Source organism: Hymenobacter segetis, from assembly GCF_038448715.1.
Classification (GTDB): domain Bacteria; phylum Bacteroidota; class Bacteroidia; order Cytophagales; family Hymenobacteraceae; genus Hymenobacter; species Hymenobacter segetis.
Genome location: NZ_JBCEVZ010000012.1, coordinates 36,170 through 52,513, shown reverse-complemented (window position 1 = coordinate 52,513; position 16,344 = coordinate 36,170). Strand labels below are relative to the sequence as shown.

7 protein-coding genes and 1 other RNA gene are annotated in these 16,344 nt (G+C 62.0%); 4 read left to right on the top strand and 4 right to left on the bottom strand.

Annotated elements, in window-relative coordinates:
• Nucleotides 1–76 precede the first annotated feature (76 nt).
• Nucleotides 77–2,158, bottom strand: a complete 2,082-nt coding sequence (locus tag AAFH49_RS07135) for a DNA polymerase III subunit gamma/tau (protein WP_342296920.1) — start codon at nucleotides 2,156–2,158, stop codon at nucleotides 77–79.
• Nucleotides 2,159–2,491: 333 nt separating this feature from the next.
• Here AAFH49_RS07135 and ssrA point away from each other — a divergent pair.
• Both ssrA and AAFH49_RS07125 read left to right on the top strand, forming a co-directional pair.
• Nucleotides 2,492–2,864: a transfer-messenger RNA gene (ssrA, locus tag AAFH49_RS07130) on the top strand.
• Nucleotides 2,865–2,965: 101 nt separating this feature from the next.
• Complete coding sequence (locus tag AAFH49_RS07125) at nucleotides 2,966–5,083, top strand: glycoside hydrolase family 97 protein (protein ID WP_342296919.1); 2,118 nt, start codon at nucleotides 2,966–2,968, stop codon at nucleotides 5,081–5,083.
• A gap of 97 nt (nucleotides 5,084–5,180) precedes the next feature.
• On the opposite strand, the gene AAFH49_RS07120 is transcribed toward AAFH49_RS07125, so the two are convergent.
• Nucleotides 5,181–7,076, bottom strand: coding sequence for a right-handed parallel beta-helix repeat-containing protein (locus AAFH49_RS07120; protein ID WP_342296917.1), 1,896 nt, complete (start codon nucleotides 7,074–7,076; stop codon nucleotides 5,181–5,183).
• 343 nt (nucleotides 7,077–7,419) lie between these two features.
• Here AAFH49_RS07120 and AAFH49_RS07115 point away from each other — a divergent pair, with 343 nt between their 5' ends.
• Complete coding sequence (locus AAFH49_RS07115; protein WP_342296915.1) at nucleotides 7,420–11,898, top strand: DUF7619 domain-containing protein; 4,479 nt, start codon at nucleotides 7,420–7,422, stop codon at nucleotides 11,896–11,898.
• A 148-nt stretch (nucleotides 11,899–12,046) separates the two neighbouring features.
• Here AAFH49_RS07115 and AAFH49_RS07110 read toward each other — a convergent pair whose 3' ends face one another.
• Nucleotides 12,047–12,430: a DUF3037 domain-containing protein gene (locus tag AAFH49_RS07110; RefSeq protein ID WP_342296913.1), complete on the bottom strand. Its 384-nt coding sequence runs from the start codon at nucleotides 12,428–12,430 to the stop codon at nucleotides 12,047–12,049.
• Nucleotides 12,408–13,202 carry a HipA family kinase gene (locus AAFH49_RS07105; RefSeq protein WP_342296912.1) on the bottom strand — a complete coding sequence of 265 codons (795 nt, stop codon included), beginning with the start codon at nucleotides 13,200–13,202 and terminating at the stop codon, nucleotides 12,408–12,410. The genes AAFH49_RS07110 and AAFH49_RS07105 overlap by 23 nt, the downstream gene beginning before the upstream one ends.
• A 338-nt stretch (nucleotides 13,203–13,540) precedes the next feature.
• Here AAFH49_RS07105 and AAFH49_RS07100 point away from each other — a divergent pair, with 338 nt between their 5' ends.
• Complete coding sequence (locus tag AAFH49_RS07100; protein WP_342296911.1) at nucleotides 13,541–16,234, top strand: putative Ig domain-containing protein; 2,694 nt, start codon at nucleotides 13,541–13,543, stop codon at nucleotides 16,232–16,234.
• Nucleotides 16,235–16,344 lie beyond the last annotated feature (110 nt).

The window sequence follows — 16,344 nt, the reverse complement described above, 5'->3', positions numbered from 1 at the left end:
GCCCCCGCCTTCCGTTCGCGCCGAAGCAACGATTCCGTTCAACGACGGGCGGGGACAAGCCCCGCCCCTACTCGTTCTAATAGTCGGCTTCTAGGCCCAGACGTTGCTTGGCCTCGCGCAGGGCGGGGAAACGCTCGGCCAGGTACTCGAACTTATCCGAGGTAGTATAGAGCCGCTTAGCCGTGGGGGCGGCCTCCGTCAGCACGGGCAGCACGTTGAGGCGGGGGTGGCCGGTGCGGCGGCGCAGGTCGGCCAGAAATTCTACCCGCATTTCGTTGAACTGGTCAATCTGGATGGGGTTGTCGACGGCCAACTCGATGCTGTGCTCGGCGTTGGCCGTGACGGGGCGGTTCAGCACCCAATACTCGCTCATGCGGTCCTGGGCACGACGTTCCTCGGCTATTTCCTTCCAAACCCGCTGTAACAGTGCAGGGTCGATGGGAGCCAGCGGGCCGCTGGGGGATTGCGGCTCGGCCAGGGCCGCTGCATCCTGAGCTGACTTGCTGGCGGCGGCCGCAGTGCGGCTGCTCAAGTCTTTCAGGCTCGGGATTTTGCTGGCTAGGCTGGGAATTTTGGAGAATGCGGCAGCTGGCGACGGGCGCGGCGCAGGCTCAATCCCCTCGAAGCTGGGTACGCCGATTTCGACGTGCGGCAGCGTGTCGCGCATCTGGTGGCGCTCGGTGATGGCGGCATCGGGGTCGGCTTCGATGCTGGGCGTGTCGTGCAGTTCTTCCACGCCGTTTTCGACGGGTAGCGGGTCGGGGCCATCGGCTGGGGCGGGTCCGGTGGCCACGGGTGCACCGGCTGGCATGGGCAGCGGCGCGGGTGCAGCGGCCGGGCGCGGCGTAGAATGATAGGGCGCGGCCGGCGACTCGGTAGCATAGGCGGCCGGAGCCGCGTAGGAAACAGTTGGAGCTGGTGCGGTGGCCGCAACGACTTGGTTGTGACCATTGCTACCCGGAGCCAGGGCCGCGGGCGCAACTTCTTCCCCGCCGTTTAGGTCACTAGTTTTTTTTTTAGCCTCGCCGTTGGTGGCAGGGCTTAGCTCACGAACGAACTGCACGGCCCCGTTCAGGTAAGCCAGCTTCATCAAGGCTAATTCGACGTGGAGACGCTGGTTTTTGGCCTGCTTGAACTCGCGGTCGCACTGGCTGATTAGGTTGAGGGCGGAGAGCAGGAAAGCCAGCGGCGCGGCCTGGGCCTGCTGCACATACTTCTGCTTGATACCGTCGGACACTTCCAGCAGCTGCACGGTAACTGCGTCTTTGCAGACCAGCAGGCCGCGCAGGTGCTCGGCGGTGCCTACCACGAAGTTGTGCAGGTCGAAGCCGTTCTGCATCACTTCATCAAGCAGGAGCAGCGCGGCCGAGAGGTTTTCGGTGAGCAGGCTGTCGACTAAGCGGAAGTAGTAGTCGTAGTCGAGGATGTGCAGGTTCTGCACCACCTCTTTGTAGGTGAGGTTGTTGCCGCCGAAGGTCACCATCTGGTCGAACATCGACAGGGCGTCGCGCAGGCCGCCGTCGGCCTTTTGGGCCAGCAGGTGCAGGGCATCGTCTTCGGCCGTGATGCCTTCCTGAGTGGCCACGTAGCGCAGGTGCCCGCGCATGTCCTCCACCTTGATGCGGCTGAAATCGAAAATCTGGCAGCGCGACAGGATGGTGGGTATAATCTTGTGGCGCTCGGTGGTGGCGAGGATGAAAATGGCGTAGCTCGGCGGCTCCTCCAGCGTTTTCAGAAACGCATTAAAGGCCGCATTCGAGAGCATGTGCACCTCGTCAATAATGTAGATTTTGTACTTACCGGCCTGCGGGGCGTAGCGCACCTGCTCCACCAGCGAGCGAATGTCTTCGACCGAGTTGTTCGAGGCGGCATCCAGCTCGTGGACGTTGAAGGAGGCATTTTCCTGGAAGGCCACGCAGGACGCGCAGGTGCCGCAGGCCTCGGTTTCGGGGCTGAGGTTGGTGCAGTTTATCGTCTTGGCCAGAATGCGGGCGCAGGTGGTTTTGCCCACCCCGCGCGGGCCGCAAAACAGGAATGCCTGGGCCAGGTGCTGGCTCTGAATGGCATTCTGCAGCGTGGTGGTGACGTGCTGCTGCCCCACCACGCTGCGAAACGTGGAAGGACGGTACTTGCGGGCCGAAACGACGAAATTATCCATAAGTTCTGTCTACAAAGTTACCCAGAAATGGGCGGCTTTGGAAGGGAAATCGGGCGGGTTTGGGGTTGGCTGTCTTTACCGGCGCGGTCATGCTGAGCGTAGTCGAAGCATCTCTACCGCGTAAGTAATTCACTGCTTGCAACGAAGCGGTAGAGATGCTTCGACTACGCTCAGCATGACGTTCTTTTTATCCCTACGCTCCCATCCTTCCCATCCATCAAACACCCAAACCGCCGGAAACCTTCCCTCCCGCCCCATCGTTTCACATCTACCGCGTACCTTCGCGGCCCGCCTGGCCCTAACCGGTCGTTTGGGACTCGTTCTTTACCATTTGGGGATGACCGGAATTGACAGCTTGCGCAAATTGCGGGTAAGCGTGCCAGGAGTTGATGGAAGCTCTCCTGTCAAAAAATCTATCAACAATCAACTGGCGACTATTCGTACGCCATGGCTGCCTAGTTCAGAATTAGGTAATTGCCATCGTTCCGCCCGGGTAAGTTTCTACACCTGGGAGTTCGGAGCGTCGTAAGTAGAAAATAGCCTTCGAGGAGCTGTGACTCGGGGGCGAAACCCAACTGCAGCTAGGGGGATTTCAAAGGCCTGACTGACGCCTGGAATACCATGAAAATCCAAGTCTGGATACGCACGTAGAAAGCACGTTGATTTCCTTGTCTGGACCAGGGTTCGAATCCCTGCATCTCCACTTTAAACCCCGTTTGCCTGGTGCAAACGGGGTTTTTTGGTTTTCGGCTTGCGCCAAAATCAACCGTTTGCACACTTTACCCTTACTTCTTTTTCCCATCTGTGATGCTGAACTATACCCGCCGGCTGCTGGCTATTTGCTGCCTGGCTTTGCTCTGGAACGATGTCCAGGCCCAGGCCATCAAGTCGCCCAACGGGCAATTGACGCTGCAATTCGCGCTGCAAAGCGACGGCGTGCCCACCTACCACCTCACCTACAAAGGCCGCGACGTTATCAAAACCAGCAAGCTGGGGCTGGACCTGAAAAACGCGCCGGGCCTCGCCAGCGGCTTTGCCGTAACCGACTCCAAGCAGCGCAGCTTCGATGAAACCTGGACGCCGGTGTGGGGCGAGGTAAAAACCATCCGCAACCACTACAACGAGCTGGCCGTGACGCTCGCGCAGGCTGCCACCGGCCGCAGCATCCGGGTGCGGTTCCGGGTGTTTGATGACGGGCTGGGCTTCCGCTACGAGTTTCCGCGCCAGCCCAAGCTGGACTATTTCACCATTAAGGAGGAGCGCACGCAGTTTGCCCTGGCCGGCGACCACAAGGCCTTCTGGCTGCCCGGCGACTATGACACGCAGGAGTACAGCACCGTGACCTCGAAGCTCTCGGAAGTGCGCGGGCTGATGAAATCGGCCGTGACGGGCAATGCTTCGCAGACCACCTTCTCCCCTACTGGCTTGCAAACACCGCTCATGCTCAAGAGCCAAGATGGGCTGTATATCAACATCCACGAGGCGGCTCTGATTGATTACTCCTGCATGTCGCTGGAGTTGGACGACAAGAATTTCGTACTGGAATCGCATCTCACGCCCGATGCAGTGGGTGATAAAGGGCTGATTCAAACGCCGGCGCTTTCGCCCTGGCGCACGGTGATTGTGAGCGACAAAGCGGGGGATATTCTAGAATCGAAGCTGGTGCTGAATCTGAACGAGCCGACCAAATTCAAGGATACGAGCTGGATAAAGCCGGTGAAGTACGTGGGCGTGTGGTGGGAGATGATTACGGGCAAAAGCACGTGGTCGTACACCAACATGGACAACATCAAGCTCGACTCCGTTGATTATAAAACGGTGAAGCCCAACGGCACGCACGGCGCTAATACGGCCCACGTGAAGGAGTACATCGACTTCGCCTCCAAGCACGGTTTCGACGCGGTGCTGGTGGAAGGCTGGAATACCGGCTGGGAGGACTGGTTCGGCAAGCACAAGGACTACGTGTTTGACTTCGTGACGCCTTATCCCGATTTCAACGTACCGGAACTGCAGCAGTACGCCGCCAGCAAGCACGTGAAGATGATAATGCACCACGAAACCTCGGGCTCGGTGCGCAACTACGAGCGGCACCTAGACTCGGCTTTTTACTTCATGAACAAGTACGGCTACGATGCCGTGAAAACCGGCTACGTGGGCGACATCGTGCCCCTGGGCCACCACCACTACGACCAGTGGGTGATTAACCACTACAACTACGTGCTGGAAACCGCCGCCAAGCACCACATCATGGTGAACGGCCACGAGGCCGTGCGCCCCACCGGCCTGGCCCGCACCTACCCCAACCTCATCGGCAACGAAGCCGCCCGCGGCACCGAGTACGAATCCTTCGGCGGTAATAATGCCGACCACACCACCATCCTGCCCTTCACCCGCCTCATCGGCGGGCCGATGGACTACACGCCCGGCATTTTCCAGACCAAAATCAGCGTCCTCAACCCACAGAACAAGTCCTTCGTGCACAGCACGCTGGTGCGACAAATGGCCCTGTACGTGACCATGTACTCGCCCCTGCAAATGGCGGCCGACCTGCCCGAGAACTACAACCAGCACCTCGACGCCTTCCAGTTTATCAAGGACGTAGCCGTGGACTGGGACGACACCCATGTGCTCGAAGCCGAACCCGGCGACTACATCACCATTGCACGCAAGGCCAAAGGCAAGAGCAGCTGGTTTATCGGCAGCACCTGTGATGAGAACGGCCGCACGTCGAACATCAACCTGAGCTTCCTCGACCCCGGCAAGAAGTACGTGGCCACCATCTACGCTGATGCCAAGGACGCGCACTACGAGAAGAACCCGCAGGCTTACACCATCCGCAAGATGAACGTGACGCGCAAGACCAAGCTGGCGCAATACTGCGCGCCGGGTGGCGGCTACGCCATCAGTGTGATGGAGGCGCGGTAGCGGCCTACGTTGCGGCGACACGCTTAACGATGCACTCCGGTGGGGCCTGGCGACCAGGCACCGCCGGAGTGTTTTTGTTTAGGCCCGGCCGGCGGCATCAATAGTAGGTGGAAGGCAGCTTGGGGTGCTTGGTGGCCAGCGCCCTGGGACTGACGCACAGTCGGCCCTTGCCGGTGGTTGTGATTTCGGCCAGCGGGTCGCGGAAGAAATATGCGCCTTCTTCAATCACTAATTGCCCGGCGATGGTGACCTTGGCGCGGCGCAGGATTTCAAGCCCGCCGCCTTTCTTCACTACCAAGCGCGAAGTGGGACCGATGTAGAGCGCGGGCATCTGGCCGGGTGTTTCGGTGATGACCAGGTTGTTATCATTCGCCACCACTACCCGGGCCGAGTCGCGGGCACGGGCCGGCTGCCGGCCGATATCCAGCCCGCTACCCACCAGATAATAGGAATTGGGGGCCTGAAACTGCAGGCTGCCGGGGGCGCGCAGCACGGTGGTGCCGGGCAGGCTGGTGCTGCCCAGCACGAAATCGGTGCGGTGGGGGCTGGTGCGGTGCGGCCCGTTCTGAAACACGGTATTGCCGCTGAAGACGCCGCCCAGAATTTTATCGTAGGAACCGCTAGGGGCCTGGGCGTAGTCGTAGAGAAACGAGCAGCCGCGGAAATGAAACAGGCTGGCGGTATCCGTAGCGGCCGGGATGGCGTGAATGAGGTAGCCGTGCGTGCCAATGAAGCGGCAGTTGGTGAAGCTCATACGGGTGGCGTGCGAGTCCGAATGCATAGTGAACGGGCCGTAGGCCGGCTGGCCGTGGTAGGGCCGGTCCTCGAAGGTGCAGCCCACAAAACGGGTAGCTTCCTGGGCCGTGGCGGCGTGGCAGCCGTGCACGAAAGCCCCGTAGATGCGGCAGTCCTTGAAGAGGAAACCGGCCTGCGTCACCCAGGCCGACCAGTTGGTGGTGCTCCAGAGCAGGCTGCCGGATATCACAATGTTGCGCGTGCCCGAGGGGTGGCTTTCATCAACCCAATCCGACACGATGGCTTGGCCGGCATTGTCCACGAAGCGGCATTTTTCCAGGCTCACGTTGGTCACGTAGCCGTCCTGCGGCTCCAGGTCGATGCCCGCGCCGGGGTTTGAGAACAGGGCTTTGCCGGTGGAGGCCGGTACGATGCGCCCGGTGTGGCTGAAGTTGCAGTTTACGGCCCGAAAGCCGTTGACACCGGTGAGCGAGAGGCCCTGGCGGCCGTTGTAGTTGCAGGTGGAGTTTTCGAGCAGAATTTCTTCGCGGTTGGGGTCGTCGAGGCTTTTGGCGAGGTGGTTGAGGACCTGAATGCCATCGCGCCCGAAGTGGTGCAGCGCCAGCCGCCGCATCGAAATCCGGCGCGAGTTTTCAATAAAAATACCATCGAACTGCAGCTGAATGCCGGTATCGCCCCAGTGCCCGCCCACTTCCAGCTGGGCGCTGCTGCCATTGAAGGCGAGGTTGTTTACCTGCACGTTGTCGCAGCCCTGGAGTACGAAGCAGGTGCCGCCGGAAAAAGCATATTTCCAGTCGGTAAAATAGGCGTTCGGCGACTCGAACGGGCGTTTGGTGGCGGGGTCGAACGAGCCGTAGCGCATGCCGCTGGCGTAGCGGATTTCGGTGGTGGCGCTGTCGTCGCCGGTCACGGTCAGGTTGCGGCAGCCGTTGAGCTGCAACACGTTCACACCCTGGTTGTTCGCATCCTGCCGGCCCACCAGGTATACGCCTTTGGGAATGCGCAGCACGGCGGCACCCGCGCCGGCGGGCGTTTTGGCGCGCTGGTTGAAGAACTCGGCGGCGCGCTCGAAGGCGGCTTGGTCGTTGGTTTTGCCGTCGCCCACCGCGCCGAAATCGGTTTTCAGGTCTTTGCGCAGCACGGCCGTCGTCCCTTGCCCCCAGGCTGGGCCGGCCAGCATCAGCAGCAAGCTCCATAGCAACCCTGTCGTCAAGCGCACCGTCCGGGCACGATTCATTCTTCGCAATTTTCTCATGAGGCTCTTATAACGATGAAGCGGTTCGGATGGTCTGGGCAAGCGGGCGGGCTTTTGGCGCGCCAGCCGGCGCGGGGCACAACCGCCCATACAGCTTCGGTGAGGTGGATAAATTACGTGCCATTCACAAAAGAACCCGGCTTCATTCGCCGGCCAGGGCCAAAATGCGTGGCTAATACGTGGCTAACCAGTGAATTTTCACTGGTGAATTTTGCTCGGTTTCGGGATGAGCCGGCCCGCTTATTTAGCGCGCCACACTGAGACTGAATACTATATTTACTGGTCTTTCCACAGGCTGGCCCGGGCCGGTTTCTTTTCCGGATTTATGCAAAAACTACTACTACTGGTGCTGGCATTGCTGGCTACTACGCTGGGCTTTGCCCAGACGCTCAACACTTACCAGCTCAATAAGATGATGGGCACGCCGGTGTATGGCCCGCGGGAAGTGGCCGTGGACCGCAACGGCGACATATACATGATAGACGGGGGCGGCGTCACGAAGCTCGACTCGACGGGGCGCTGCTACGCGGCCTATAGCGCCACGCCGGCCGGCCGCTCGGCCAGCAACGCCCAGACCCTGGGCCTGGACGGCGCGGGCAACCTCTACGTGTGCAACTACAGCACGGCGAGCGGTACCAACGACTTCGTGCGCAAGTATGGCCCCGATGGCAACCTGCTCCTGCAATTTGGCTCGGTGGGCACGGGCCCGGGCCAGTTTCAGGAGGTGCACGGCATGTGCGTTGATGCGGCCGGCCGCGTCTATATCGTCGATTACATATTCTCCACGCCCCGGCTGCAGTGCTTCGACAGCCAGGGCACCCGGCTCTTTGAATACACCATCCCGAACGCCACTTACCAAACCAACCTGGTGGATGTGGATGTGGACCCCGCCACGGGCAGCATCTATCTGCTGGAAGAAAACTTCTTCGTGACCAAGCTCACGGCGGCCGGGCAATTCATGTCGCGGGTATCGATGGGCGGGCTGGGCGGCGGCCAGTACCCCAGTCGCGCCGTGGCCCTGCTGGTGGCCCCCAACGGCGAACTGTTGATTACCGGCATACAGCTGAATATCATCCGCTTTAATCAGGCAGGCACCCAGCTCGGCATCATATCGCCCATGTATACGAGCTTTTCGAGCAGCACGCGCACGCCCTTGGCCCGCGATGCGGCCGGCAACATCTACGCCACCGTCTACACGCACCAGATATTTTCCGACCACCTCTTCAAGCTCTCGCCCACCGGCACGCTGCTCAAGCGCTGGGGCAACATCGGCTCGCTGAGCCACGTCCGGCAAGACGAGCTGGGCAACGTGTTCATCCTCGACAACCGGCGGGGCGAGGTGGTGAAGTACGACGCGGCCGGGCAGGAAGTGCTGGCTTTCGGCAGTGGGCGCTTCTCGGCGGGGCTGCAGTTTGCCGGGCTCTCGCTTGATGCGCTCGGCAACGTGTACGTGCTCGAAACGTCGGATATGGCTTCCGACATTCAGAAATTCTCCCCGCGCGGGCAGTTCATTGTCAAATTCCAGTCGTTTGGCATCACGCAGGGCTACCAGCGGTTTTCCGGCCTGGCCGTGGATGCCGGCGGCAGTATGTACGTGGCAGATTATTCTGGCTGCTGCGTGCGCAAGCTGAACCCGCAGGGCGTTTTTCTGAGCACGATGGGCAGCCGGGGCACGGCGCTGGGGCAGCTCTACATTCCGCGAGCCATTGCGGTGGACCTGCGCGGCAACGTGTTTGTGGCCGACTATGATGGCAAGCGGGTGCAGAAATTCAGCCCCGGCGGCGTGGTGCTGCGGCAGTATGGCCCGTCCGCGCCCGGCACCAATCCGACGGTAACGTCGGGTGATGTGGGGCTGGATGTGGACGGCTTCGGCAATGTGTACACCATCACCAACATGAACAGCAGCGTTATTTTCTCGGCCGATGGCAGTACCCAGAAGGCCATGCCCACTGCCGGCACCCGCCTCTCGGTGAACCGCCTGGGCACGCGCCTGATAACCCTGACCAACAACAACGACCTGGTGCGCTTCTACACCTCGACCACGCTGCGGCCCGAAAACCTCATCAACGGGCAAATTTTCAACGACCTCAACGGCAACTGCGTGAAAGAGCCCGCCGAGCAGGCCCTGCCCGGCGTGGTGGTAGCCGCTACCCCCGGCAACTACTACGGCATTTCGGACGAAAACGGCATGTACAGCATTGCCACCGACACGGGCCGCTACACCGTGCAGCAGCTGCCGGCCGTGGATGAGCCCGGCCGCCTGGTGCAGCAAACCTGCTCAACCACCAATGTCGTCACGTTCCGCAACTACGGGGGCGCGGCGGGCATTGTCAATTTTGGCAATGCGGTGAGCACCACAGCCTACCTGCGGGTGGCCATCGCGGCCAACCGGCGGCGGCGCTGCGCCCGCAACACCACCACGGTCACGTATGCCAACACCGGCTTCGCGGCCGCACCCAGTGCCCAAGTGGCCGTGACCATGCCGCCGGAGGTCATTCTGCTCACCGCCACCACGCCCTACACCCGCGATGCGCAGGGCCGCTACCTGTTTGCGGTGGGCACCTTGCAGCCCAACGACGGCGGCACCATCTTCATCACCGATTCGGTGGTGTGCGGCAACCCCGCCATTCGGGGCCTCACGGTGTGCACCCGCGCCACCATCACGCCCCCTAACACCTACCCCACGCCGCCCACCTGGAACCGAGCTGCTGTGACAGTGCAGGGCAAAGCCCAGGCCGGCAACCAGGTCCGCTTTGTGCTGCGCAATACCGCCACCGCCGCCATGACCGATAGCCTGGCCCTGCGCCTGTACCAGAACAGTGAGCTAGCCCTGCAGCACCGCTACCGCCTGGCCGCCGGTGACAGCCTCGTGCTGCGCGTGCCCGCCACCCGCCCCGTGGTGCGCCTCGAAGCCGACCAGCCCACCGGCCACCCCACCCAGCGCATGGCCAGCAGCACCGTGGAAGTATCCGCCCTGGGCACCGCCGGCCAGCCCAACTCCGACATGAGCGCCTCGCCCCCCACCCCGTCCGGCCCCGAAACCGCCGAAGACTGCCAGCCCATCCGGGATTCCTACGACCCTAACGACAAACAGGTGGTGCCCACCGGCACCACGGCCCAACACTACACCCCCACCGGCGTGCCCCTGCGCTACCAGGTGCGCTTCCAGAACACCGGCACCGACGATGCTTACCGTGTGGAAGTAGTGGATACCCTGGCCGCCAACCTCGACCTGCGCACCCTGCACGTCCTCACCGCCTCGCACCCTTACCGGGTGGCGGTGTCGGGCCACGGCCGCGCCGTGCTCACTTTCACGTTTGAGAACATCAACCTGCCGCCTGCCACCCGCGACGCCGTCGGCAGCAACGGCTTTGTACAGTTCAGCATTCAGCCCAAAGCAGGCTTGCCGGCCCGGGAGTTGATTGAAAATAACGCCGACATTTTCTTCGATTACAACCCGCCCGTTCGCACCAATACCACCGCCAATCGCATCTACGACGTGCCGCTGGTGGTGACGCCCGCCGTGGCGCTCGGCTATGCCAGCGTACTGGCTTCGCCGGTGCTCACGCAGGTTGTGCCCGCCCAAGGCCGGGCCGGCACGCTGGTCACGCTCAACGGGCAGCGGTTTGCCACCACATTGGCGGGCAATACCGTTCGCTTCAATGGCGTGGCCGCGCCGGTGCTCAGCGCCTCGGGCACCACGCTTACCGTGCGCGTGCCCACCGGCACCAGCACCGGCAGCGTTCAGGTGATAACCGGCGAAGGCTCGGGCCGCAGTGCGCAGGCATTCACCGTGTACCAGCCGCCCACCCTGGCCCCATTGGCCCCGGCCGAAGGCATCCCCAACGCCACCATCACGCTCACCGGCACCGAATTCGCGGCCGTAGCAGCTCAGGACACCGTGCGCTTCAACGGCGTGGCGGCCGTGGTGCAGCAGGCCTCGGCCACCGCGCTGCGCGTAGTGGTACCCGCCAATGCCACGACCGGCAAAATCCGTATTAACACACTGGGCGGGCAGGTTGAAAGCGTGCAGGATTTTGTGGTGTGGTACCCGCCCACGCTCGTCAGCTTCAGCCCCACCAGGGGCAAGGCCGGTGATGTGGTGACGATGACGGGCAGCAACTTCGCCCCGGCTGCCCGCAATGATGTAGCCTTTGGTACCGGCGCGGGCACCGTGGTGCAGGCCACCGGCACCAGCCTGCGGGTGCGGGTACCGGCCAGCGCCCAGTCGGGACCAATTCGGGTAAGCACCCCGGGCGGCGCATCTGTCTCGGTGACCGGCTTCACGTTTTTGCCCCCGCCTACCATCACGGCTTTTGTGCCCGCACAGGCCAGCGTGGGCGAAGAGGTGACTCTGACAGGCCTGAATTTCCTGGTGGAAGGCCAGCCCGACACCATTTATTTCAATGGTATCAAAGCTGCCGTGCTGGCCACTACGGCTACGTCAGCCACAGTGCGGGTGCCCAAGGGCGCACTTTCGGGTCCGCTGACAATGGGCGGTACCGGCGGGCGTAGCGCCAGCACCACCGCCTTCACAGTGCTGGATTTGAGTGCCGCCGATGCCATCGCCACCTACCCCAATCCAGCGCATGGCACCGTTACCCTCGACTGGCAGCGGGCTGATTTCGAGGTGGAGCAGGTGCGGGTGTATAATGCCTTGGGCCAGCTCGTAAGCACCCAGGACCTGAGTCACCGTGCCACGCCCAGCCTGATGCTACCATTTGCCCCGGGCCAGACGGGCTTGCACCTGCTTGTTATTCAGACCTCGCGCGGCCCGGTGCTTAAGCGCATCACGCTGTATTAGAGAAGTAATTGAATAATATTGAACGTCATGCTGAGCGGAGTCGAAGCATCTCTACCGCGCAACTAATCCAATCAAAAGGATTTACTGCTGCGGTAGAGATGCTTCGACTCCGCTCAGCATGACGTTCTCTTTTACGAATCCATCACTATTACAGCACTAAATCCGCAAACAGCCGCGCCAGCGTCGCGCCCGCGTCCACACAGCGGCCGGGGTGGACCGCCGACGACTGCACCACCGTGCTACGCGTGGCCGTGAGCCAGCGAAACCGCTCGGCAATGGGCAGCTGGCCGATGGTGCCGCCGGTGGCCTTGCCCTGGCAAATGCGCTCGAAGGCCTGCAGTCGGGCCGTGATTTCGGCCAAATCCAAATCCGGGGCTACGGCCAGCAACCGGGCTTCGGGCAGCGCAAACCGGGTTTCGAGGAAGCCCAGCGAGCGGCAGTACACGATAACGCCCACGTTCAGAAATTCTTCGCGCTCCACGCGGGGCACCACGCGCAGCACGGCGTACTCAAATAAGTGCATTGCGGGCATCTTGGGCTTCCTGAACAAAGGTTTCTGAGGCGGCCAGGCGGGCTTCGAGGAAGCCGACGTAGGCGGCGCGCTGGTCGGCGGCGGTGCCGTGGCCGTTGGTCAGCCACGCATCGGGCACCAGGGCCACGATGGCACGGAGGATGTCGGGGGTGAGTTTCGCCTTGTAGTCGGCATCGACTTCGGCCAGCTCGCTGGCCTGGGGCAGCAGGACGTGGGTTTTAATCTGGGGAAACGGGCGGGGGCGCGGCGCGGCCCACTCGGGGCCGGCGTGGTGCACGTAGAGGGCCGCGCCGTGGTCGATGAGCCACAGTTCCTTGTGCCACATCAGCATATTGGTGTTGCGGGCGGTACGGTCCACGTTCAGCGTCAGCATATCCAGCCACACAATTTGGGAGGCCAGATGCGGCTCCACGGTGGTCACCAGCGCATCGTAGGTGATGGCGCCGGAGAGGTAGTGCAGGGCCAGGTTCTGGCCAGTGCTGGCTTGCAGCAGGTCCTGGATTTCCTCGTCGGGCTCGGTGCGGCCGAAGGATTCGTCGAGCTCGCAAAACACCAGCTCGGGCACGCGCAGACCCAGCACGCGGGCTATTTCGCCCACAATCAGCTCGGCAATCAGGGCCTTCACGCCCTGGCCCGCGCCCCGAAATTTCACTACGTAGAGGAAGTTGTCGTCGGCCTCCATCAGGGCCGGCAGCGAGCCGCCCTCGCGGAGCGGCGTCACGTAGCGCGTGAGCTCTACGGTGCGGAGTTCGATAATACTGGGGGCCGGCATACAGCAGATAGGGAGAAAATAACCCGGCAAAGGACGGTCAATTCCGGGCTCTGGGCCAGCGGCAGCGGGGCCTGGAATGAGCGAATGCACCTATCCAGGTGCTGAATTTGGCAGCGAAGCAAGATTTCACAAAAAATCTCTTATCAATATTACACATTTATTTGGATGACCGACAAAAACATATACATTTGAACTATATCATTCGAAATAGGCCTAATTATCACTTCAATAATATTATCGTATAACAATTACAATAAAACTGATTTAACAGTATCCAATTTTTAAATCTGAAATTCTTTAAAAATTCATATTTAATTCTCAACCCAAATTTCTTACCCATGAAACAACTCGACTTTGCTAAAAACAACCGGGGTTCGGCGCTTGCTCCGCCCAGGGTAGCGCCCCGGCCAGCCGGCCGGCTCGTGCTTTGGACACTGCTATTGCTGGGTTTCCTACTCGGGGCCAACGCACCGGCACAGGCCAGCCACTTCCGCTACGGCACCCTCACCTGGCGCACCGTGCCCACCGACCCCAGCAAACTAACGGTGCAGTTTAAGGTGAGCCAGGCGTGGCGGCTCAGCTTTGGGGCTTTCGCCAATAACGTTCCGGTGCCCGGCGCGGTGTTTACCGACGTGATGAATTTTGGCGATGGCACGACCGGCAACATGAACCTAGTGGTGACATCGGTGGACGTGCCGGGCGACAGCTTCTATGCCGAAGCCGTGGTGACGCACACCTACGCGGCGGCCGGCAGCTACCGGGCCTTTTTCACGGACTGCTGCCGCATATACACGCTGTCGAACAACGCCAACAGCACCTGGTACGTGAGCAGCCTCGTGAATGCTGGCTCGGGCAACAACTCGCCCGTGTCGACGCTGGCGCCGGTGGTGAACCTGGCCGTGGGCCAGGCCGCCGCCACGTTCCAACTGCCCGCCAGCGACCCGGATGGCGACGCGCTGACCTACTCGCTGGCTACATCGGCTGACATCAACAACGAGCCTTTTGTCAATGCTCCGACGCTGGCCGTGAACCCGGCTACGGGCTTGGCTACCTTCAACACGGTGGGCCGCACGGTGGGCCAGCTGTTCAATGGCGTGATTAAAGTTAGTGACGGGCGCACCAGCATTCTGGTCGATTTTCTGATTAACATCACGGCGGCTTCCACGGCCCCGGTGTTCGACTACAGCATCACGCCGCCCAACGGCTTCGTGTACCGGGTGTCGCCGGGCCAGGCGGTCACGTTTGGCGTGCGCGCCACCGATGCCGACCCCGGCGATGTGGTGAACCTGAAGGCCTTCGGGCTGCCAGCGGCGGCCACCACCGCCCCCACCCTGCCCCTGAACGGCAACCCCGTGCAAACGGCCTTCACCTGGACGCCCACGGCGGCCAACTTGGGCACGGTCATCATCAACTTCGTGGCCCAGGACCTGGCCGGCGTGCAAACGTCCACGTCCGTCACCATTGAAGTGAGTCAGAAGCCGCGCTTCGACGTGCCCCCCACGCCAGCCAACACCAGCGTGGTGCAGGTGACGCCCGGCACGGCTCTCAGCTACACCATTCAGGCGTCGTCGCCGGTAGCGACCAACCGGGTGAGCATTGCGAGCGCAACCGGCCTGCCGGCTTCGGCCAGCTTTGCACCCGCCCTGCCTACCGCCGCCGCCAACCCCACCAGCACTCAGCTGAGCTGGACGCCCGTGCTGGCCGACTGGGGCCCGCACGCCGCCACCTTCGTGGCCCGCGACAACAACAACGAGCAGGCCACCCACGCGATAAGCTTCATCATCAACTCGGCCCCGTCGTTCACCTCGCAGCCCAGCGGCCTGACCCGCACGGTGGGCCAGCCGTTCACGTACAACATCACCGCTACCGACCCTGACCTGCCCTACGGCGACCGGCTGAGCATCACGGCCTCGGTGCTGCCCAGCTGGCTGCAGCTGATATACCCCGGCAACGGCACGGCCACGCTCAGCGGCACGCCCACGCTGGCCCAGGTGGGCACCCACCGCGTAACGCTGACAGCCGAGGACATTTACCACCACGGCAACAGCTACGGCACCATTTCACAGACGTTTGTTATCACCGTGATAGCCTGCAACGTGGCCGCCATGCCCACCGCCACCAACCCGAGCTGCGCGGGCAGCAGCACCGGCAACATCGCGCTGGCCGTAACGGGTGCTCTGGCTCCCGCCACCTACTCCTGGACTGGCCCCAACCGCTTCCAGGCCACTACCCAGAACCTCTCGCAGCTGCGCGCGGGCACCTACACCGTGGTAGTAACCGGCGCTAACGGCTGCACCGCCACTGCCCAGGCCACCCTGAAAGACCCCGCGCCAGCCACGCCGCCCACCATCACGGTTTCGCTCGTGAACCCCGTAGTGGTGCAGCAGCCCACCACCATTTTCCTCGGCTATGGCCCCCAGACGGCCACCCTGACCGCCACTGGCGGCGTGAGCTACCGCTGGAGCCCGGCCATGAACCTGAGCAACGCCAATATCGCCAACCCCGTGTTTGCGCCCACGGCGGCCGGCCAGTACACCTACACCGTGACGGCTACCAACGCCACCGGCTGCCAGACATCGGCCTCCGTGACGCTGAGCGTGATTGATGCCAGCTGCGGCAATAACCCCAAGAATCCCAAGGTACTGGTGTGCCACGAAGGCCACGAAATCTGCATCTCGCCCAATGCGGTGCCGGCGCACATCGGCCCCGGCTCGACGCACAAGGATTACCTGGGCAGCTGCTTGGGAATGTCGATGCCAAGCACAGCGGCTAAAGTAGTGTTGGAAGCCTACCCCAACCCCGTAGCCCAAAGCACAGTGGTAAACTTCCGCGTGCCCGTAACGGCAGCGGCCACGGTGCAGGTTTACAACCAGATGGGTGTACTCGTCGCTACTTTGTTTGAAGGCGAGGCTCAGGCTGGGCGCGACTACCCACTTGAAGTGGATGCCAGCCGCTGGCCCACCGGCATCTACCTGTGCCGCTTCGTGAGCAAGGGTCAATCCAGCACCCAACAGCTGATGGTGGCGAAATAGATTTTGCGGCTTTATTACAAAAAAGTCCCCTGTCAGCACGGCAGGGGACTTTTTTTGCTTTTGTCATTCCGACGCAGGAGGAATCTGAGGAGAGTATTCCAACAATTTTA